Below are 20,976 nucleotides of genomic sequence, written 5' to 3'. Positions count from 1 at the left end.
GAGTCGTTGATGATAGATTGGGGTTCTGTTAGAGCGGAATACAACAAAATTCTTGAAAAATTAAACGATGGAGCTTCTCTTCCCGCAAAAGACAGAGTCGATTTGCAGAAAAGAAGCTCTTTGCTTAATGGCCTTTTGGAAACTAATGATGAACTTGAGCAGGTTTCGCGTGAAGAAGCCTATTGTGTTCAGCTTATTTCGCAGGGTGATGAGCTTTCTGATTTATACAAAGAAGAATTGATTTCTTTAAAGGCTAAGCAGGTCGCATTGGAAAAAAAGCTAGAAGATAAGCTTTATCCGGCCGATGAGCACGATGATAATTCTGTTTTCTTGGAAATTCGTGCAGGAACGGGAGGCTTGGAGGCAGGTCTTTTTGTGGCAGATTTATTCCGAATGTATACTGCTTATGCTAATTCATTGGGCTGGGAAGTTTCTGTAGTTGATATTAGCTCGTCTGATATTGGAGGCTGCAAAGAGCTTATCGCCTATATTAAAGGCAAGGGCGTGTACCGATCTTTAAAGTTTGAGTCTGGAGTGCACCGTGTTCAACGAGTTCCAGCAACCGAAGGGGCTGGTCGAATTCATACATCAACAGTTACTGTTGCGGTTTTGCCAGAGGTTGATGAAGTTGAAATTTCTATAAATCAAAGCGATTTGCGTATCGACTATTACCGTTCTAGTGGTGCGGGCGGTCAGCACGTTAATACCACAGATTCAGCGGTTCGCATAACTCATATCCCAACGGGAGTTGTTGTAACATGTCAGGATGAGCGATCTCAAATTAAAAACAAAGCAAAAGCGATGAAAGTGCTTCAGGCGCGAATTTATGAAGCCGAGAAGCAGAAGCTTGAGGCTGAGCGATCCAGTAATCGTAAGTCACAAATCGGAACAGGTGAGCGTTCCGAGAAAATTAGAACATATAATTATCCTCAAAACCGAATTACAGATCATCGTGTCGATGTGACACTTAAAAAACTTGATTTGGTCATGAATGGTGATATGCAGGATCTGATTGATCCTCTTATCGAAAATGAACGCATTGAGCGACGTAACAACGCCCGGATTGTCTAGTTTTTTACAAGAAAAATATGAACAAGTTATTTTTAATCGCCGTATTGTTTTTGAGCGGGGTTTTGGGATTTTATTTTATGTCATTAAAACTTGAATGTGATCAAAAGGAATTAAAAAACGCCTTGGATTTAAATTTGACAGGGCCCTATAAGGTAGGCACGATAGTTCATCAGGTGATTGATAAAGATAGGCACGATCCCTTTTTTGCAAGCGAACCACGAGAATTGAAGGTTCGTTTTTGGTATCCCGCAATACATGATGAAGCGTATCCTCTTGAATCATATTATGATGAGGCTATAGCTGCCGTGCAAACGTTTAATCATTTTATGGGAGTGGAGCGTGAATCAGTTTCTGATCTTCGATCTATTAAAATTCCAGTACAAAAAAAAGCTCAACCTGTGCGGCAAAAATTTCCAGTAATTTTTTTACTTCATGGGTATCTTGCAAGTGCGCCTGAAATGTATAGTTTGTTTGCTCATGAATTAGTAAGTCATGGATATATTGTTGTTGGAATATCGCATACTCATTTTGCCAATAAGGTAGTTATTTCTGGCAATCGAACGGTAACGTTTAATAAAGATAAGCAAAGTTCTTTTCTTTCTGATTACTATAAATACGAAGATCAGGAATTATGGATTTCGGATGTAGATTCGGTAGTTAGTGAAATAGAAAAGATGCAAGACGATTCAGAGTCTTTTTTGCATGGGCTTTTTGATATGGATCGAGTTGGTGTGATGGGGCACTCTTTTGGTGGAGTTGTTGCATTAATGTTAGCGGCTAAAAAAAACCTATTTAGGGCATGTGTAAGTCTTGATGGTGTTGCACTGGGTGATGTTATCCCTTCAAAATCAAGCAAAATTTATTTTGCGCAAACATCTGTTGAGACATTTTATCTTCCTTCGAGCGATGAAGAGCTTTCTGCTCAACTTAATTGCCCTCTTGCTTTTATTGCTGATGCTCGTCGTGAGGCTTTGATCGCAATTCGCACGCTAAATAGTGAGGTCATTAGCGGGCTAGGGCATAATGGATTTACAGATCTTTTATTGTTGAAAGACTCGCCTATCTATTTTAAAAATCAAGCTACTGCGGCTATGATTGGGGCGGTAAATGGTAAGATTGCATTGCAGGCTATTAATCAAGGCATTACCGATTTCTTTAAAGCAAATCTTAAATAGCACATCTTTTTTATTTAGATCGTCCTTAAATGTTTTATGGAGGTTTTTAAACTTTTAACAACGCCCGGATTGTCTAACCGTTAAAACCGCAGCTTTTTATTTTTATTGAGTGATTATTTTCTTTAGTGAAATAATTTTAAAAGTATAAAGAGTTCTGTTGTTGATCGGTTTTGTTGTGAAAAAATATTTAAAAATCTTTTTTTTGTGTACTATTTTTGCCGTTCATTCACTGTTTTCGTTGTCAGAGGGTGAGCTTAAATATCAATTTCAACAATTATTTACAAAATCTGTTGATGCTTCGATTTATGATTCTACGAGTTCTTTAAAAAGGTCCTTTGATTTGTTTTTAAAATCGTTGTTACGGATGAGCGATCGCCCTTCCTTGCAAATAAATTTTGTAAATTTATTTTTTTATAAAGCTGTTCTTCTTGACATGGTTTCTATTGATGATATCTCTTTGATAGCCGATTTGTATGCAGGCACAAGGGCTCGGTTGGATGAGCTTCTTGATCGCGCAAAAGCGCAAATTTGGGTAAATTCTATTGATCCAGAAAAAGGAATTGAGAGAATTGAAGGCCTTATGATAGCTCTTTTAGCTGTTTTTGACTCAGCAACGTCTTCGGATTGTTTTTTTTGTTCTAATCAAGAAGGCGATTAGAAAGAAATTCATGAAGAATCAGCTCATGTTGATAGCAAGCCATTAGCGGAGTTGAGTGTTGCTATTCCAGAAGATTCATTGTCTGATTTTGTTAAAAAGGTTGGGCGATCTTCTTCTGGTGCGAGCTCTGCCACAGCAACACCTTCTAGTGTTGACTCAAGAAAATCGTCAAGAAAATGCTCCGCATGTGATTATTATGGAAATTCTCCGATTGCCGTCGATGCACGTAAAAGAAGAGGCGTGTTTATTGTAACGGCACGTCAATTGATTAAAAAGTAACTAAAAATGTAGGCCCATTTTTGATGGGCCTTTTTTATTCTCGTCGTGGGGAAGTGATACCAGGGTGAGGGATAATTTTTGAGTTGGTGTGTGAAATTTAAGCTCAGGAAATTCTGAATTGTTTATTTTGTGTGAAAGTCGTGCGGTATCTTTTGCTAATTCAGGATTTTCCATCAATAATTTTTCGATAGCAGATACAATCCAGTGTACTTCTGATTCTGAGCCTTTAGTAAATGTAACGCCATGTTTAATTTTATGATCAAACGTGTGGTGATACTGATTGATTGCGCTATTTTCTTTAAGTTGTTCATTTAGTGCGTTGATAAAAAGGCTAACAGCGTTTTCAAGTGAAATTTTTCCAGAAATTTCACTAATTAGGCAAAATTCACTGACTTGATTGATAAAAAGAGCAACTGTTTTTTGTTGAGCATCCAGCGCAGTCGCATGCCAGGTGTCCAAGAGTGGTGTTGCGTGTTCTTAAACCCGATTAATTGGGTGTGAAATATGTTTTTGTAATTGTTCTGCACAATCAATAAGAATACTTATTAGGCGGTTTTCTTTTTTGGTATTGTTGTTTGTTGTAGCGAATTATTCTTCAGGAAAAATCGATACAAGGTCGTAAACACTCCTAAGGCCAAGAATACTCTCGAATTTGTTTTTGCAAAAAGCGGTTTTTATTCAAAAATGTTAATAAAAATTAGAACTTAGGAGTCCAATCTACAGGGTCAACATAAAATTTTTTAATCCAGACCTCATCAGGGAGTTCTTCTCGAAATGTTATTTTACCTTGTTTCAACGTTATAATTGATGGCTTATTGCAGGAGCTAAATTTATTTCTATATCCATTTTTTAGGTAAATTGACATAGAAAGCGCATAAGGCCATGAGAATTTTAGCTTATCCATCGAGCATTGTTTTTCAATAATTGGAATATTTACAAAAACATGATGATATGTTTTACAGCGAGCGATTTTTCCTGAGTAGTGAGGTAGTTTTGATAGCGAGAATTTAAATAAATTATTTTTTTTAAATGTGTATCTTTTTATGCAAGGGCCAAATAGGGGCATGCGAGCATCTTTGTCGGGAGGCATAAACCATGGATTGCCAATAAGCCAATCTGTAAGTTCTTCTTCGGAAAATAAAGAAGTACATTTGTTTGGATGTTTACCGTGTAGCGTTTCTTCAAACTTGTTAATTTGTACGGCATGAGCATAGTCTCTTCTTGCTTTAAAATATCCCGCAAAAAAAATTGATTCCAATGATGCGCAGCTTAAAAACATTATTACGCTTAAAAATAAATGAGACAGATTGTTGCCCATGAGCTCTTCCTAAAATATTTCATGAATAAAAATATTTTGAGTAATTGTGGACTTTTAAGTCCACAATTACTGTTTCAGGCTTAAAAAAGATACATATTAATCTGCTGGTTATTCTGGGAAAATAGCGACCAGGTCGTATACGCTGCGGAGGCCTGTGACTGTTTCAAATTTATTTTTTCCGGCTACGGTCTTGTGTGAAGTTATTAAATTTTTGATACCAAACTTATGCGCTTCGAGTAATTGTTTTTCGCTTGATGAAATTGGTTTTATGTGACCTGTTAGACTCATTTCTCCAAGGGCCATCGTGTGTGGAGGAAGAGCTTTTTGAAGGTAGGATGACAATAATGCCAGGGCTATTCCCAAATCGCTGCCCGTCTCTTTAACCGTAAAGCCGCCAGTGACTTTAAAGAAGATATCTTGTGAGCTGAGTTTAATGCGGAGATACTTTTCTAAAATCGCTGCAACGAGCACAACTCGTTTATGATCAAGGCCGCTGATAACTCGTTGTGGTGTGCCAAATTTGGATTCAATACACAGTGCTTGAACTTCAACAAGCACAGGCCGAGTGCCTTCCATTGAGCAGATGAGTGATGCTCCAGGGCTGATTGATGCATTTTGAATAACAAGAGCGTTGATATCAGACACTTGCGACATGCCGTCGGCATTCATTTGGAAAAAGCCAATCTCGTTGATGGTGCCAAATCGATTTTTTACGGCTCTCAAAATACGCGTTTCAAATCTGTCATCACCCTGCAAGTAAAATACCGCATCCACCATGTGCTCAAGTACTTTTGGTCCAGCCATGGTACCATCTTTTGTTATGTGACCGGTAATGATGATTGCGATATTGTTTTCTTTTGCAAGGCGCATGAGTTCAAACGCAGCGGTTTTGAGTTGCCCAACGGTACCGGGAAATGAATATTCATCACTTTCGACAATACAGCTTTGGATTGAATCGATGATCATGATGTGGGGTTTTTGTTCTTTTGCGATAGCAATAATTGTTTCTAGATGGGTTTGGTCAGAAAATTGCATCGCTGTGTGAGCGATTCCAATTCTTGTTGCGCGGTTTTTAACTTGTTGCAATGATTCTTCTGAGGAAAAATAAAAAACTGTTTTGTCGTTGGTCGATAGTGCGTGTCCGAGTTGAAGGAGTAATGTTGATTTGCCAACACCTGGATCGCCGGTAAGAATAATAAATGCTCCTGGAAGAATGCCGCCTCCCGAGACTCTATCCCACTCGTCAATTCCACTTATAAATCGAGGAAACTGTTCGGTTGAAATTTCATTAAGCGAATGCATGACCGTTGATGACACTTTGTTTAAAGGAGCGGATTTTTTTGGGTTTTTTGCTTCTTTAAATTCGGTGTAGGTATTCCATTCGTTGCATTGGGTGCAGCATCCGATCCAGCGAGCTGATTCTTGGCCACAGTTTGTGCAAAAAAAAATAGTTTTTTGCTTAGCCATTGTTATAGTTGCGTGCGAACGAGAGGTTTATACATCGCCTTGTAGGGATTGTCTTTTAGGACAAAGCAGCTTCTGCAGCGTGCTTCATAAAATTCAGATGCTCCAACAAGAATAATTGGATCATAAAAAGACGCTGGAGCTCCGTTGATGAGTCGTTGGCTGAAGTGTGCATTTTCTCCACAGGAGATGCAGATTGCATTCAGCTTATACACTTCATCTGCAAGTGCGAGAAGAGAGGCGACGGTCGGAAATGGTTCGCCGCGAAAATCAAGGTCAAGTCCAGCAACAACAATTCGTTTTCCCTGATGTACAAGCGATCTAAGCGCATGAAGAATTTCGGTTGAAAAAAATTGTATTTCATCGATTCCGATGACATCTGCGTCTTCAGCCATGCGTGTAATTAAATTTACCATAGCAGGAGAGTTTTCAAGCGGATGCGCTTCGCGCAGGTTGCCGTTATGGCTTGTGATAATAGTTGTTCCACTACGAGTATCGATATGATTTTTTATGGTAAGAACACGTTTTTTTGCGATTTCTGCTCTGCGCAAGCGGCGCAAGAGTTCTTCTGTTTTCCCGGAAAACATTGATCCACAAATAACTTCTAATCTTCCTTGGTTGTGATATTGCATTGTTTTCTCCTCAAAATATGCCTAGAGCGCTCGTGAAAGTTCAGCAACTTCTCTGGTGATTAATGTTTGACGTAATTTATTACAGTGTAGTTTTAATTTTTCAAGAGCTGAAGATGCATTTTTTGTTGCCGCATCCATAGAGACAAATCGTGCACTTTGTTCTGCCATGAGTGCTTCATGCAAAAGATTGACTAGCAGGGCGATCCCGAATTGTTCGGTTATTTGCTGGAACATAAGTTTTTCTGATTGCTCAAGGTGAAATAACTCACTGTAATGTGAGATGCTGCTAGAAGATTCGGCTTTTTGATTAAAAGAATAAATGTGTCGAACGGTTTGTTCTCGTGCATCAACTTCGCTGAGTTGGCTGAAGGGGTAAAGAATTGTTTCTGTCGGCTTATAAGAAAAAAAATTGATGAATCGATTACTAAAAAGACGAACAGTTTTATAATTTTTTTCATAAATAAAAAGCATTATTTCTCTTGCGGTATCATATACATTGTTGGCGTTTAAAACCTCTATGTGTTTGACGCATGTAGCCGTTGTGTAGCTTGTTTTGCAAATTAAATGTGTTTTTTGTCCAATTTTAATCAAGTCTGGTGTTGATGAGCTGTTTTTTGTGCGAGAGTTTAAAAATTTTCTTAATGACTCGTGATATCCGCCACAGAGGCCTTTTGTTGATGAGAGGATAATAACAAGTTCATCTTGAGGCGGGGGTGAGTCATTGGTGCGAACTTGCTCAAAAGTGCTTTTGTGCTGTTGAAGTGCCTTGAAGTTTGATTTTAACTCAGAAATCCAGAGTGACGACTCACGTCGTTTTTTTTCGCTTCTATTGTACAAAGACATTGCAACCAATCGCATAGCGTAGGTGATTTTTTGAGTTTTAGTGATTGATGCAATTCTGTGTTTAATTTGATTTATGTTAAACATGATATCATTTTAATTGGGTTATTTTTTATCGCCTCATCGTAAATCAAACGAAGCGACCGAGGCAATTTTACGGTAAGGAAAAAATCCAGTGGTGGTGGTTGTCGATGCGTATAATGTTATAAGGCTTTTTGGGAAAAAGACAGCCGGTACTCAGGTGGACGACTCAGAAAGAAGTTTATTTTGCGCAAAAATGCGAAAATATGCTGAAAAAAGAAAAAAAACTATCAAAAAATTAGTATTAGTTTTTGATGGCGGGAGTCTTGCGTATCCAGAAAAAAGATTTGTTGGTGATGTTGTTGAGGTATATGTTGGGTATCGACAAATAGCTGATGATTGGATTTTTAATTATGTTGTTGATAGTCGTCATCCGTGTTGCGTTGTTGTTTCTGATGATCGTGGTTTAGCAAAAAAGGTTTTTAATTTCGTTGATGCTGTTGTGGGGGCGAGTGATTTTAGGGAATTGGTGTTTTCTGCGATGAGGGAGATTAATACTCACAAATCGGTTGCATTGCCAAAAAAAACTGTTCTTACAGAATATGACCACATGGATGGTCGAAGCGATGAAACAAAGGATTTATTAAGAATCTTGATGGAGCAGTCGACAAGAAATGTTGTTAGTAAAAAAGAAGACGATGCCGCTTTTTATGACGATGAAAAAATAGGTGAATTGGGAAAATCAAGTTCTAAAAACGATATGCGACTTATGCGTATTTTGAAAAAGATGTAGGTGTAAAAGTGCAAAAAGAGCAAATACAAGATTCGAGCGTGTATGAGGTGGAGTCAACCGCCGTAATTGTTAAAGAAAAGATTTTGCCATTGTGGGAAAAGGGTACAATATTTGCGTTGCGCGGCGAAATTGGAGCCGGAAAAACAACACTTTCAAAGGAATTGTTACGACAATTGGGTGTTTTTGATGTGGTTATTAGTCCAACTTATTCATATTTTTGTCGATATGAAACTACTTCAGGTCATTCAGTGTATCATTTTGACTTGTATCGAGTTGAATCTGTCGAAATGTTTTTTGAACTTGGGTTTGATGAAATTTTGTTTGATATCGCTCATTCTATGGTGGTTGAGTGGCCCGAAGTGATTTCTGATTTGTTGCAAGATGATATTTTGCGCTCACGGGTTGTGTGGATAGATATTTTATACGATGCGAAAAATCCTCAAAAGCGAGACTTAGTTGTCTCTCGATTTGTATAAATATTAAAAAAAGTGTCTAAAAAAACAAAAGTTGTTTCAAAAGCCCTTGCAATACTCATCAGAATAATTATTCTATCCAATAGTGACTTTGACATATGTGGCCACATGTGTCTTTAAAGTTAATTGTTTTTTGATATACGTTATTTTCCTCGGGCGTTATACAGCTAGATCTTGAGGGGGAGATTCCCGAGCGGCCAAAGGGGACGGACTGTAAATCCGTTGGCTCAGCCTTCACAGGTTCGAATCCTGTTCTCCCCACCATAGCAAGAGTGTATTGCGGGAGTAGCTCAATTGGCAGAGCGACAGCCTTCCAAGCTGTAGGTTGCGAGTTCGACCCTCGTCTCCCGCACCAAAAATGTTAGCTGGCATAGCTCAGTCGGTAGAGCAGCTGATTTGTAATCAGCAGGTCGCTGGTTCGAATCCAGTTGCCAGCTCCAGTGTTTTGGTGCCCGCGTAGCTCAGGTGGTAGAGCACTCCCATGGTAAGGGAGAGGTCGTTGGTTCGAGTCCAATCGCGGGCTCCAGTTAATAACGCGTCAGGGAAGTGGGTTTTTGGGAAAAGGATAAGGCGATGGCAAAAGATAGAATAATCGTTCATTTGGAATGTACGGAGTCGGGAATGCGAAATTATAGCATTCGTGTTCCAAAAAATAGAAAATTTGGTAAAATTGCTCTTAAGAAGTATTGTCCTAAGCTTCGAAGGCATACTCTTCATAAAGAAACTAAATAGTTGTTAGTTCAAGAGGCCAGTAGCTCCAATGGTAGAGCGGCGGACTCCAAATCCGCGTGTTGGGGGTTCGAATCCCTCCTGGCCTGCCAGTCTTAGCGTATATCCTGAGGTTTTTATGCGTGAGTTTTTTAAATTTTTCAACGAGGTTAAGAGTGAGTTGCAGCGTGTTACGTGGCCAAGCTCTGAAGAGTTTTTTCAGATGTTGGTTGCTGTAGGGGTTGTTGTGTTCTTTTTCTCCGTTGTTTTGGCTGGCATGGACTTTGGATTTAGTTTTCTGTTGAAGAAATTGATGTCTTAAGTTGAGAGCTGTTAAGGGAGCGAAATGAGTAAGCGTTGGTATGTTCTACAGGTTTACACGGGGTATGAAGACGTTGTAAGGGCGGATCTTTCCAAGCGTGTGGTCGAAGAGGAATTGCAAGATCTTTTTGGTGAGATTGTTGTTCCGTCTGGCGAGGTGGTAGATCGATTTGTTGCAGATGAGCCGCGCCAGGAAAAAATTTTTCCTGGATATTTGTTGGTTCAGATGGAAATGAACGGTGCTTCTCAGCGACTTGTGATGCAAACTCCTCGGGTTTCTCGCTTTCTTGGCGGTAGAGATCCAATGCCGTTGACTGGTGCTGAAGTTGAGCGAATCTTTACGCAGATGAGCGGAAAGTTGTCGTTGTCTTCAGAGAAAGAGTCTATCGTTATTGGTTCAGAGGTTCATATTACCGGTGGACCCTTTGTTGGTTTTGTTGGTATTGTTGAAGGTATTGACGAAGAGCAAGAGAATGTTACTGTAGTTGTAAGTATCTTCGGTCGTATGACGCCGGTTGTGCTTAATTTTCGTCAAATCAAATATTAGCGTGGGTTAAATGTCTAAAAAAATAAAAGCATATGTGAAGATGCAGTTGCCTGCTGGTGCTGCTACTCCAGCGCCTCCTGTTGGTAGTAGTCTTGGGCCCCACGGGCTTAATACTATGGATTTTTGTAAAAGGTTTAATGCTGAAACGGCTACCAGAAAAGGTGAGACTGTTCCAGTTGTTGTGACTGTTTATACAGATAAAACGTTTGATTTTATCACAAAAACAGCTCCAACTTCCGAGCTTCTTAAGAAGTATGCAAAAATTGCAAAAGGCGCAAAGAAAACAGGTTCAGAAACTGTTGGAACTATTTCGATCTCTGCAATCGATGAAATTGTAAAAATTAAGATGAAAGATCTTAATGCTTGGACAGTTGAATCTGGTCGCAAAATGATTATGGGTAGTGCGCGCAGTCTTGGACTTAGTGTTGTTGATTAGTTGTTGGTTATTTTAAATATAGAGTGTATTGGTGATGCGGAAGATTGATACAAGTTCTCAGGTCTCTTTGGGGCACGGCCTTAAAGAAGCGCTTGAGCAAGTCGTTAAGACCGCCCGAGCAAAATTCGACGAATCTGTCGATGTTGACGTCGTTCTTGGGATAGATCCAACTAAGGGTGAACAGACCGTAAGAAATTCGGTGTTGTTGCCTCATGGAACTGGAAGAAAAGTGAGAGTTATCGCTTTTGTTAAGGGTGAAAATGAGAGCAAGGCGCTGGCTGCAGGGGCTGATTTTGCTGGTGGTGAAGATCTGGTGGCAAAAATCGAAGGTGGATGGCTTGATTTTGACGCGGCCGTTGCTACCCCCGATATGATGGGTCTTGTTGGTAAGGTTGCTCGTGTTCTTGGGCCTCGTGGCTTATTGCCTAATAATAGAGTTGGAACTGTCGCGTTTGACATTCTTCCTGTTATTAAAGAGCTAAAACATGGTCGTGTTACTTTTAGAAATGATAAGGGTGGCGTGGTTCATGCACCGTGTGGAAAGGTTTCTTTTGGTGTTGATAAGTTGGCTGAAAATTTGATTGCTTTTTTGAAAGCTCTTCAAGCAAGTAAACCAGCTACCTCAAAGGGAAAGTTTCTCAAAAAAGCATTTGTTTCATCAACGATGGGCAAGGGTTTTCAGCTTAGTCTAGAAAATCTTGGAATTCAGGGATAAGGGTTAGATTATGAATCGTAATCAAAAAGGGGTGACCATTGAGTCTTTGCGTGAAAGCGTAAAGCAGTCAGAGGGCGCTATTCTTGTTAATTATCAAGGTATGACAGTTGAAAAACTTCAAAAATTAAGAACCCAGTTGCGTCAAGAGGGTGCGGTAATGAAAGTTGCCAAGGCTCGTTTGATGGTCCGGGCTATTGATGGTCTTGCTGATAGTGAAGGATTTAAGTCTTTCTTGAAAAATCAAGTTGGTCTTGTCTTTGCGAAAAGCAACACCCCGGGAGTTGCAAAAAAATTAGTTGATTTTGCAAAAGATGAACAGGGCTTTGCGGTTGTTTCAGGCTTGTTTGAGCACAAAGTTTGGGATAAGGCTGGGGTTGAGGCGCTTGCCGCTATTCCGTCGCGGGAAGTATTGCTTACTCAGTTGGCAAATGTCTTGCAAGCTCCTATTGCTGGACTTGCTAGAGTTCTTGATAAGACAGCTCAAAAGCTTGCTGAATCAAAGTAGTGTTTATAGTTAAATTTATACGTTTTATTTAAAAAATTATTTGTTTTGGAGAAGGTCACATGACACCTAACGCAATCCTTGAAGGTATTAAAGGTTTAAAAGTTACAGAATTGGCAGAATTGGTTAAGGCAATTGAAACAGAATTTGGTGTTTCTGCTGCTGCTGCTGTTATAAGCGCAGGACCTGCTGCTGCAGCTGCTCCTGTTGCTGCAGAGAAAACTGAATTTAAGGTTGTTCTTAAATCTGGTGGTTCAGAAAAATTAAAAGTAGTTAAGGCTCTTCGTGCTGTTTGTCCTGATTTGGGCTTGAAAGAAGCGAGCGAAGCGTATTCAAACACTCCGTTTGTTGTTCGTGAAGCTGCTTCAAAAGATGATGCTGAGAAAATGAAAAAAGCTCTTGAAGAGGCTGGTGCTCAGGTTGAGCTTTCATAAAAAGCGGGTTCTTTTGAATCTAGTGATTTAGTTTAATTCGGGGTTAGTTTGCTTTTCATATGTAGAAATGCTGCTAACCTCGAATTATTGTGTGGTTGATTATCAGCTTTATAAAAATTTAACTTAACGAATGGGAGCGGGTGGATGTCTGAAGTGCAAAGCGGTGTGACTTTTTTGAGAAAGATGTTCGGAAAGACGAAAGATGTCGTCGCGCTGCCGAATCTCATTGAGGTTCAATCCAAGTCGTTTAATGATTTTGTGCAAATAGATTACTTGCCGTCTGAACGCCTCAACATTGGTCTTGAAAAGGTGCTCCGTGACATCTTTCCTGTTGAGTATAATTCTCGGATTGCCTTAGAGTATGTAAGCTATGAGCTTGGCGATTGGTCCTGTATTTGTGGTAATTTGACGGGAATCGCGGCTCGATATCAGTGGAAGCATCATGGTTCAAAAAAGACCGGATGTTCTCGTTTGACCGATCAGCAATTGGCGTCAGGTCATTCATATGTGCGATGTACAAAATGTCACGCGCGAGTAACATTGAAGCCTCAGGCTTCGCCGGAAGAATGCCGATATGGTGGCAAAACGTATTCCGTTCCATTGCGTGTAAAAATGCAATTAACTACCTGGGACATTGATCCGGTTACAAATGAAGGCTTGATGCGCGACATTAAAGAACAAGAAGTGTTCTTTTGTGATTTGCCTATCATGTTGGATTTGTATGAAGATAATGATGGTAGAATTAAGGCCGGAAATCAGGGTATTTTCTTAATTAATGGTGTTGATCGAGTTGTGGTCAGCCAGATTCATAGAGCGCCCGGTGTTCTGTTTGCTGTAAATAAAAAAACAAAAGATTTTAGGGGAAATGCATCCCTTCTTGCGCGGATTATTCCTGCGCGAGGTGCGTGGTTAGATTTTGAGTTTGATCAAAATGATTTCTTGCATGTTCGTATTGATAAAAAGAAAAAATTATTGGTAACAACATTCTTGCAAGCTCTTGGGCTTAAGCGTGAAGAAATTCTTCCATTGTTCTATTCGTTTGAAAAAATTGAATATGCAGGTGGTGAGTTTATTCGTCCATTGAACAAAGGGCTTATTGGTACTCGTCTTGAGCTTGGTGCATTGTCCAAGGAAGTTGAAAAACAATTTACCGTTGGGCAACGTATTACTGAGCCGGTGTTTCAAAAATTAAAAAAACTTTCAGTTGATTGCCTTAAAATTCGTCGAAGTAGTTTGATTAACCGTATCGTTGCTGAAGATTTCGTTCATCCAAAAACGGGTGAATTGTTGCTTGAGCGTGGCGGTACGATTAAAGAGGGCGTTCTTGATTATATCGAATCATTGAATGCTGAGTGTTCATTGACCGTAATTCAAACCTCAAGTCATGCTCCGCAATTGTCGCTTGCTTTAACGCTTGCGCAAGATCAAGCAATGTCTCATGAAGAGGCGGTAAAAGAAGTTTATTCAAAACTTCGTCCTGGTGATTTGCCATCGATCAAAGTCATGACAGATTATGTTATGGATTTATTCTTTAATGGTCGTCATTACGATTTAACCGTTGTTGGTAGAACAAGAATTAATCGTAAGCTCGGTGTTGGTTTGTCTCTTGATGTTACAACACTTGCTCTTGAGGATATTATTGGCGTTGTGCGGTATTTGATTGGGCTTAAGGAGCGTGGAGAAGGTGAGCTTGATGACGTTGATCATTTAAGTAATCGCTGTGTTCGTTTGGTTCGTGAATTATTGCAGTCTCAATTTTATGTTGGCCTTGCTCGAATTGAAAAAATTATTAGTGAGCGTTTTAGACTTCAAGAAACCTATGCAGCTCAAATGCCATCAGATTTTATTAATGTAAAGCCGTTGTCTGCGGTCTTAAGAGAGTTTTTTGGAACAGGTCAATTGTCTCAGTTCATGGATCAAACAAATCCTCTTGCTGAGATGGCTCATAAGCGTCGATTGTCAGCTCTCGGGCCCGGAGGTATTACCAGGGATCGAGCAACGCTTGATGTTCGTGACGTTCACCCTTCTCACTATGGTAGAATTTGTCCTATTGAAACTCCTGAAGGTCAAAACATTGGTCTTATTTCCTCTCTTTCAACGTATGCTCGTGTAAATGAACTTGGTTTCATTGAGGCGGTGTATCGTCCGGTAGAAGATGGAAAGGTTGCAGATAATGTTGTTTATATTGATGCATACCAGGAAGTTGGAAAAGCAGTTGCTCAGGCTACTGTTTCGCTGGATAAAGCTGGAACAATTACAGATTCTTATGTTCTTGCTCGTCGAGATGGCGCAATGCAGGGAATGCCGGTAGAAGACATTTCGTACCTTGATGCGTCTCCTCGGCAGTTGGTTTCTGTGGCAACGGCCTTGATTCCTTTCTTGGAGCATGATGACGCTAACCGTGCGCTTATGGGATCTAACATGCAACGGCAAGCTGTTCCGCTGGTAAAACCAGAGGTGCCGCTTGTTGGAACAGGTGTCGAGTGGGAAGTTGGCCATGCTGAAGGCGCGGTTATAATTGCTCGAGCAACCGGTATTGTTAAATACGTTTCTGCGGATAAAATTATTATCGCCTTAGAGCAAGATCAAAAATCAGATGAAGAATGGTTTGCGCGTCCAATTGATGTGTATCGATTGAAAAAATTTGGTCGTTCAAGTCATAACACATGGGTTCATTATGTTCCGGCGGTTCAAGTTGGAAAACTTGTTCAGCGCGGTCAGGTAATCGCTCATGGAGCTTCGATTTCTGAGGGTGAGCTTTCCTTGGGGAGTAACGTTCTTGTGGCATATATGCCATGGTACGGATATAATTTTGAAGATGCGATTGTTGTGAGTCGTCGTTGCGTAGCTGATGATGTATTCACTTCGGTATATGTTGAAGAGTTCGTTGTCGAAGCTCGAGATACAAAACTCGGTGCAGAAGAAATTACGCGAGATATTCCAAACGTCGGTGAAAAAGAGCTTGAGTCTCTTGATGAAGACGGTATCGTGAAGATTGGTACGCGAGTTGAACCTGGTGACATTTTGGTTGGTAAAGTAACCTTTAAGGGTGACGTACAAGTTTCTCCAGAAGAGAAATTGTTGCGAGCTCTTTTTGGTGAAAAATCTCGAGAAGTAAAGGATACTTCATCAAGAGTTCCACCTGGTGTTGCGGGAACAGTTGTTGACGTAAAAATCCTTTCACGAAGTGGTATTCGAAAAGACAAACGTTATAAAGATGTTGTTCAAAAAGAAACTCTTGAAATTGAAGAAAATTATGCATGGCAGGTTGGTGTTCTTGAGCGATCTATTAAAGAAAAAATTGTTGCAGAATTGCAGGATGTTTCTTTGAAGGGTTCCGAGTTTGCTAATGCGAGTGGTGTTATCAGTAAGGATAAGGTTGCGGTAGCGAATGTTCACGACTTACTTAAAATCAAAGTTGCGGACAAAAATGTTACAACAAAACTGGCTTACTACCGTGACATTTTAGATAGTCAAGAAAAAGTTCTTGAAGCACTTAAGGCTGAACAGGTTTCTAAATTACGTAAAGGGGATGATCTTCCGTCTGGCGTTATTAAGCTTGTTCGAGTCTATGTTGCGGTAAAGCGACCAGTTTCTGTTGGTGATAAAATGGCGGGACGACACGGTAACAAAGGTGTGGTTTCAGCGATTGTTAACGTTGAAGATATGCCATATTTAGCTGATGGTACGTCTGTTGATATCGTTTTAAATCCACTTGGTGTTCCTGGTCGTATGAACGTGGGGCAAATTCTTGAAACTATGTTGGGTATGGGTTGCCGAAAAGTTGGTGAAAAGCTGGCTGATCAGATTAATGCTATGTCTTTCAAGCAAGTTGAAGCTTTCATGAAAAAATATTACGCGCCAGAACTCATTAAAAATATTCAAGAAAAATATGGTGATGAAGGTGTCATGGATGCTGCACGAAGAACCGCTGCGTTGGGATTAAGAATTTCAACACCAGTGTTTGATGGTGCAAGTTTTGAAGATGATATTAGTCCATTATTAAATGAGCTTGGATTACCGTCTCGTGGGGTATATACCTTGTATGATGGTCAATCGGGTGAAGCATTTGAGCAGCCGGTAACGGTGGGCTATGCCTATATGATGAAATTGAATCACTTGGCTGACGATAAACTGCATGCTCGTTCTGTTGGTCCGTGTTCATTGATTACGCAACAACCGCTTGGTGGTAAAGCGCAATTTGGTGGACAAAGACTTGGGGAGATGGAGGTGTGGGCTCTGTTTGCATACGGTTCGGCGCATATCTTGCAAGAGATGTTGACGATTAAGTCTGATGACGTAAATGGTCGATTAAAAGCGTACGAGGCAATTGTTCGCGGAGATGAATTGCCAGAGCCAGGTATTCCAGAATCATTTAACGTTCTTGTAAAAGAACTACAAAGTCTTGGGTTGCAAGTAGAGTTGTTTAGAACAGGTAGGGAGCAGGCCAGTGAGTAGCAGAATTTTTGATCGTTTTCGCGAATACATTCATACCACTCAATTTAACGCTATTAAGATCGGGATTGCATCTCCCGATCAAATTAGATCGAAATCGTATGGTGAAGTAAAAAAAATTGAAACAATTAACTATCGTACGTTAAAACCAGAAAAAGATGGTCTTTTCTGTGCTCGTATTTTTGGGCCACAAAAAGACTGGGAATGTAATTGCGGTAAATATCGTCGCATGAAGCATCGTGGTGTAACGTGTGAAAAGTGTGGGGTTGAGGTAATTCAGTCTCGCGTTCGTCGTGAGCGGATGGGACACATTAATTTGGTGTCGCCAGTTTGCCACATTTGGTTTTTGAAGGGTATTCCAAGCTATTTAAGCTTAATTCTTGATATGACGGTTCGTGATATTGAGAAGGTTATTTACTTTGATAGCTATTTAGTTTTACAGCAAGGGCAGTCACCGTATCCAGTAAGATCATTGTTATCAAGCCAAGAGTACGAAGAGTATTTGGAAGCTCGTTCTGATGATTTTGATTTTAAAGCTGATATGGGAGCTGAGGCTATTCGTAAAATTCTTGCGCAAAAAGATCTTGCGTTTGAAGTGCGAAAAGTTGAAGAGCAGTATCGTCAAGCAACAGCACTTACGGTTAAGCATCGATTAGCAAAAAGATTTAGAGTTCTTTCTGGTCTTTTGGCTGCTAATATGCGTCCGGAGTGGATGATTTTTGATGTACTTCCTGTTCTTCCTCCAGATTTACGTCCGTTGGTGCCGCTTCCAGGTGGAAGATTTGCATCTTCTGATTTAAATGATTTGTATCGTCGTGTCTTGAACCGAAACATTCGTCTTAGAAGGCTTATTGAACTTGAGGCGCCGAGTGTTATTGTCAAAAACGAAAAACGAATGCTTCAGGAGTCTGTTGATAGTTTGATCGATAACGGCCGAAGAGGACATCCTGTTCGTGGAACGAATCGTAGAGCTCTTAAGTCATTAAGTGAGATGCTTCGCGGTAAGCAGGGGCGATTCCGTCAAAACCTTCTTGGTAAGCGTGTTGACTACTCTGGTCGTTCCGTTATTGTTGTTGATCCAAAGCTTAAGATGTCTGAGTGTGGATTGCCTAAATCTATGGCTCTTGAATTATTCAAGCCATATGTTTATGCAGAATTGCAGCGTCGTGAAATAGCGCCAAACCTTCGTGTTGCAAAGCGCATGGTTGAAAACATGGAAGCGGATGTTTGGGCAGCTCTTGAAGAGGTTGTTAAAGATCGTCCGGTTCTCTTGAACCGTGCACCAACTCTTCACAGACTTGGTATTCAGGCATTCTTCCCTCGCTTGGTTGAAGGTAAAGCAATTAAGATTCATCCGTTGGTTTGTACAGCATTTAACGCTGACTTTGACGGTGACCAGATGGCGGTTCACTTGCCATTGAGTGATCGTTCAAGGGCTGAAGCGTGTGCATTGATGTTGGCAACAAAAAACGTGATCGCATCTTCAAGTGGCAAACCGGTTTCACTTCCTTCAAAAGAGATGGTTCTTGGTTTGTATTATCTTACTAAGGGGCGAAAAGGTCTTTTGGGTGATGGACTTGTTTTTGCTAACACTGATGAGCTTGTTTTTGCATACAATCAAGAAAAGGTTCATCTTCAGGCGATTATTTCATTGCGTTTGGCTGATGGAACAATTGTAAAAACAACAACTGGTCGAGTTCTCTTGTTTGACGTATTGCCTCCTGTTGTGAAATTTGAATGGATCAACAAAGCAATGACGAACAAGGATATTGGTAAGTTGATCTCAAAGATTCATAGATTTGCTGGTGTTGAGCCAACCGTTGAAGCATTAGATAAAATCAAAACCCTTGGCTTTGATACAGCAACAAAGAGTGGTATTTCTTTGTGTATTGATGACTTGGTTGTTCCTGAGGCTAAAAAATCAATTCTTGATTCAAGTCGCTCTGCAATTGAAAAAATTGAAAAATTATATCGTGATGGTGCTATTACTAATGGTGAGCGTCAAAATAATGTAATTCAAGTTTGGGGTAGGGCAACTGAAGATGTTGCATCTGCCATGATGAAAGAGCTTGAGGCAAATGATGCGCAAGCAGTCGAAAATGAAGATTTGAAGAAAAAACCGTTTAATCCGGTCTTCTTGATTCTTGCATCTGGAGCGCGAAATTTAAAATCTCAAGTGAAACAGCTTGGTGGTATGAGAGGGCCGATGACTAACCCGAGTGGTGACATTATCGAAACGCCAGTTCTTGCTAACTTTAAAGAAGGTTTGAATCCATTTGAGTACTTTATTTCAACTCACGGGGCTCGAAAAGGTCTTGCCGATACAGCGCTTAAAACCGCTGATGCTGGTTACTTAACAAGACGATTGGTTGACGTTGCTCAGGACGTGGTTATTGCAACGGAAGATTGTAAAACCCTTGGGTATGTTACAATTGAATCGCTTGAGCGAGCAGGTAAAGTTCTTAAAACACTTGATGAGCGAGTCTATGGTCGTGTTGCGGCTGAAGACTGGAGAGATCCAGTGACAAATGAATTATTGGCGCGAGAAGGTGATTTCATTACGCATGACATTATCGATAAGTTGCGCGATTCAGCATTAGTAAGTGTTAATGTTCGATCTGTTTTAACTTGTCAGGCTGCAGTTGGTATTTGCGTAAAGTGTTACGGTCTTGACTTGGCTACAACTCAAAAAGTTGACGTTGGCGCTGCGGTTGGTATTGTTGCGGCTCAATCTATTGGTGAGCCAGGAACTCAGTTGACGCTTCGAACTTTCCACATTGGGGGTACGGCTTCTGGTCTTCTTGATCAAACACTTCTTTCGTCACACGTTGCAGGAAGAGTCTTGTTTCAAGATGTTCAGTGTGTCGTTCGAAAAGATGGTTCAAGCGTCGTTATTAATCGAAAATCACGCATTTTAATTATGTCTGGTGATGGTCGAGAGCTTGAGCGCTTTAGAATTGAATACGGTAGTGTTCTTTTTGTAACTGATGGGCAACAGGTTCAAGTTGGGGAAAAATTGGCGCAAGCTGAACCTCAACGTGTTATCGTAACTGAGCATGCTGGTAAAATTGAATATCTTGATTTGATCGAAAACGTTACGTATCACGATCAATACGATGAGTCTACTGGACAATCCAGAAGGTTTATTTTAGAGCGTCGAGAAGAAAAGCGTCAGCCTTGTCTTGCTATCGTGGATAAAGAAAATGAGGTTATTGCTCGCTACTTCTTGCCAACAGGAACAAACATTGTCGTGAATCATGGTGATGTTGTAACACAGGGGCAAGTTGTTGCAAAAATGCCTCAGCAGATTACAAAAACCAAGGATATTACCGGTGGCTTGGCGCGAGTGGTTGAATTATTCGAAGCTCGAATGCCGAAAGATTTGGCGGTCTTGAGTGATGCTGATGGTAAGGTTGAGTTTGGTGGTATTCATCGTGGTCAGAGACGAATCACGGTTACAACTGATGATGGCGAAGTCTTTGAATACAATATTTCTCGAAGCAAACATTTGAACATCGAAGATGGTGAATATGTTAAAGCTGGGGATATTTTGACTGATGGACTTCCTGCGCCGCATGACATCTTAAGGATTCTTGGACCAGATGAACTTCAGCGATATTTGGTTGGTGGAATTCAAGAGGTTTATGCCGATCAAGGTCAAACAATTGATGATAAACACGTAGAAATTGTTGTTCGTCAAATGTTGAAAAAGGTTAGAGTTGTCGATCCAGGTGAAACAAGTTTTGTTGTTGGAGATCGTGTTGATAGACATCATTTGCGTGCTGTAAATGAGCTCTTGGCAAAAGATGGTAAGAAAATTGCTATCGCTCGTCCGTTGTTGATGGGTATTACCAAGGCTTCTTTGGAAACTGATAGTTTCCTTGCTGCAGCATCTTTCCAAGAAACAACACGAGTTCTTACTGAAGCGGCTATAACTGGACAGGTTGACTATTTGTCCTGCTTGAAGTCTAATATCATTATTGGTAGAATGATTCCTGCGGGAACTGGAGTTGCATCTTTCCGGCAGAAATATATTGGTGATAACCGTTCAGACTTTGAGAAGAGAGCCGCAGAAGAGGAGCTTCTTGAGGTAGGTCTGGATAAGGTTTTTCTCCCTTCTGGGGTTTAAAAATC

At 40.4% G+C, this 20,976-nt stretch carries 19 protein-coding genes and 5 tRNA genes; 19 read left to right on the top strand and 5 right to left on the bottom strand.

Going from position 1 to position 20,976, the window contains the following annotated elements; translation table 11 throughout:
• Positions 1-9: 9 nt before the first annotated feature.
• From prfA to FJ366_00875, 3 genes are all read left to right on the top strand, one after another.
• Positions 10-1,071 (top strand): peptide chain release factor 1, encoded by a 1,062-nt coding sequence (gene prfA, locus FJ366_00885; GenBank protein MBM3894140.1) that lies wholly within the window; start codon positions 10-12, stop codon positions 1,069-1,071.
• Between the two features lie 17 nt (positions 1,072-1,088).
• Entirely contained in the window at positions 1,089-2,246 is a 1,158-nt protein-coding gene (locus FJ366_00880) for a hypothetical protein (protein MBM3894139.1), read from the top strand.
• A 175-nt stretch (positions 2,247-2,421) separates the two neighbouring features.
• Positions 2,422-2,904 (top strand): hypothetical protein, encoded by a 483-nt coding sequence (locus FJ366_00875; GenBank protein MBM3894138.1) that lies wholly within the window; start codon positions 2,422-2,424, stop codon positions 2,902-2,904.
• Between the two features lie 279 nt (positions 2,905-3,183).
• On the opposite strand, the gene FJ366_00870 is transcribed toward FJ366_00875, so the two are convergent.
• The 5 genes from FJ366_00870 to FJ366_00850 all read right to left on the bottom strand — a co-directional run bounded on the left by FJ366_00870 (position 3,184) and on the right by FJ366_00850 (position 7,524).
• Positions 3,184-3,642 carry a hypothetical protein gene (locus FJ366_00870; GenBank protein MBM3894137.1) on the bottom strand — a complete coding sequence of 153 codons (459 nt, stop codon included), beginning with the start codon at positions 3,640-3,642 and terminating at the stop codon, positions 3,184-3,186.
• 238 nt (positions 3,643-3,880) lie between these two features.
• Complete coding sequence (locus FJ366_00865; GenBank protein ID MBM3894136.1) at positions 3,881-4,501, bottom strand: hypothetical protein; 621 nt, start codon at positions 4,499-4,501, stop codon at positions 3,881-3,883.
• Positions 4,502-4,609: 108 nt separating this feature from the next.
• Positions 4,610-5,968: a DNA repair protein RadA gene (gene radA / locus FJ366_00860; protein ID MBM3894135.1), complete on the bottom strand. Its 1,359-nt coding sequence runs from the start codon at positions 5,966-5,968 to the stop codon at positions 4,610-4,612.
• Between the two features lie 2 nt (positions 5,969-5,970).
• Positions 5,971-6,597, bottom strand: coding sequence for a thymidine kinase (locus FJ366_00855; protein MBM3894134.1), 627 nt, complete (start codon positions 6,595-6,597; stop codon positions 5,971-5,973).
• 21 nt (positions 6,598-6,618) lie between these two features.
• The gene (locus tag FJ366_00850; protein ID MBM3894133.1) at positions 6,619-7,524 is read right to left on the bottom strand and encodes a hypothetical protein; all 906 of its coding nucleotides are present in this window, start codon (positions 7,522-7,524) and stop codon (positions 6,619-6,621) included.
• Positions 7,525-7,612: 88 nt separating this feature from the next.
• Here FJ366_00850 and FJ366_00845 point away from each other — a divergent pair, with 88 nt between their 5' ends.
• From FJ366_00845 to rpoC, 16 genes are all read left to right on the top strand, one after another.
• On the top strand, positions 7,613-8,251 hold the full coding sequence (locus FJ366_00845) for an NYN domain-containing protein (GenBank protein MBM3894132.1): 639 nt from the start codon (positions 7,613-7,615) through the stop codon (positions 8,249-8,251).
• A gap of 8 nt (positions 8,252-8,259) precedes the next feature.
• Positions 8,260-8,727 carry a tRNA (adenosine(37)-N6)-threonylcarbamoyltransferase complex ATPase subunit type 1 TsaE gene (tsaE, locus tag FJ366_00840; GenBank protein ID MBM3894131.1) on the top strand — a complete coding sequence of 156 codons (468 nt, stop codon included), beginning with the start codon at positions 8,260-8,262 and terminating at the stop codon, positions 8,725-8,727.
• A gap of 176 nt (positions 8,728-8,903) precedes the next feature.
• Positions 8,904-8,988, top strand: a tRNA-Tyr gene (locus FJ366_00835).
• A 15-nt stretch (positions 8,989-9,003) separates the two neighbouring features.
• Positions 9,004-9,079 (top strand) — tRNA-Gly (locus tag FJ366_00830).
• 9 nt (positions 9,080-9,088) lie between these two features.
• A tRNA-Thr gene (locus FJ366_00825) sits at positions 9,089-9,164 on the top strand.
• A gap of 10 nt (positions 9,165-9,174) precedes the next feature.
• Positions 9,175-9,250, top strand: a tRNA-Thr gene (locus tag FJ366_00820).
• A gap of 47 nt (positions 9,251-9,297) precedes the next feature.
• On the top strand, positions 9,298-9,456 hold the full coding sequence (gene rpmG / locus FJ366_00815) for a 50S ribosomal protein L33 (GenBank protein MBM3894130.1): 159 nt from the start codon (positions 9,298-9,300) through the stop codon (positions 9,454-9,456).
• A 13-nt stretch (positions 9,457-9,469) separates the two neighbouring features.
• A tRNA-Trp gene (locus FJ366_00810) sits at positions 9,470-9,545 on the top strand.
• A gap of 26 nt (positions 9,546-9,571) precedes the next feature.
• The gene (gene secE / locus FJ366_00805; GenBank protein ID MBM3894129.1) at positions 9,572-9,754 is read left to right on the top strand and encodes a preprotein translocase subunit SecE; all 183 of its coding nucleotides are present in this window, start codon (positions 9,572-9,574) and stop codon (positions 9,752-9,754) included.
• Positions 9,755-9,778: 24 nt separating this feature from the next.
• Positions 9,779-10,300 carry a transcription termination/antitermination factor NusG gene (gene nusG, locus FJ366_00800; GenBank protein ID MBM3894128.1) on the top strand — a complete coding sequence of 174 codons (522 nt, stop codon included), beginning with the start codon at positions 9,779-9,781 and terminating at the stop codon, positions 10,298-10,300.
• A gap of 10 nt (positions 10,301-10,310) precedes the next feature.
• Positions 10,311-10,736, top strand: coding sequence for a 50S ribosomal protein L11 (rplK, locus tag FJ366_00795; GenBank protein MBM3894127.1), 426 nt, complete (start codon positions 10,311-10,313; stop codon positions 10,734-10,736).
• 34 nt (positions 10,737-10,770) lie between these two features.
• A complete protein-coding gene (locus tag FJ366_00790; GenBank protein MBM3894126.1) occupies positions 10,771-11,451 on the top strand; it encodes a 50S ribosomal protein L1 in 681 nt (226 codons plus the stop codon).
• A gap of 10 nt (positions 11,452-11,461) precedes the next feature.
• On the top strand, positions 11,462-11,956 hold the full coding sequence (locus FJ366_00785; GenBank protein ID MBM3894125.1) for a 50S ribosomal protein L10: 495 nt from the start codon (positions 11,462-11,464) through the stop codon (positions 11,954-11,956).
• Positions 11,957-12,015: 59 nt separating this feature from the next.
• Positions 12,016-12,387 (top strand): 50S ribosomal protein L7/L12, encoded by a 372-nt coding sequence (locus tag FJ366_00780; GenBank protein ID MBM3894124.1) that lies wholly within the window; start codon positions 12,016-12,018, stop codon positions 12,385-12,387.
• Positions 12,388-12,531: 144 nt separating this feature from the next.
• A complete protein-coding gene (gene rpoB, locus FJ366_00775) occupies positions 12,532-16,845 on the top strand; it encodes a DNA-directed RNA polymerase subunit beta (protein ID MBM3894123.1) in 4,314 nt (1,437 codons plus the stop codon).
• The gene (gene rpoC, locus FJ366_00770) at positions 16,838-20,971 is read left to right on the top strand and encodes a DNA-directed RNA polymerase subunit beta' (GenBank protein MBM3894122.1); all 4,134 of its coding nucleotides are present in this window, start codon (positions 16,838-16,840) and stop codon (positions 20,969-20,971) included. Before rpoB ends, rpoC begins: the two co-directional genes overlap by 8 nt.
• Positions 20,972-20,976: the final 5 nt, after the last annotated feature.

The sequence above is a fragment of the Candidatus Dependentiae bacterium genome, assembly GCA_016871815.1.
Lineage (GTDB): Bacteria > Babelota > Babeliae > Babelales.
This window is presented reverse-complemented; position numbering and strand designations above follow the sequence as displayed.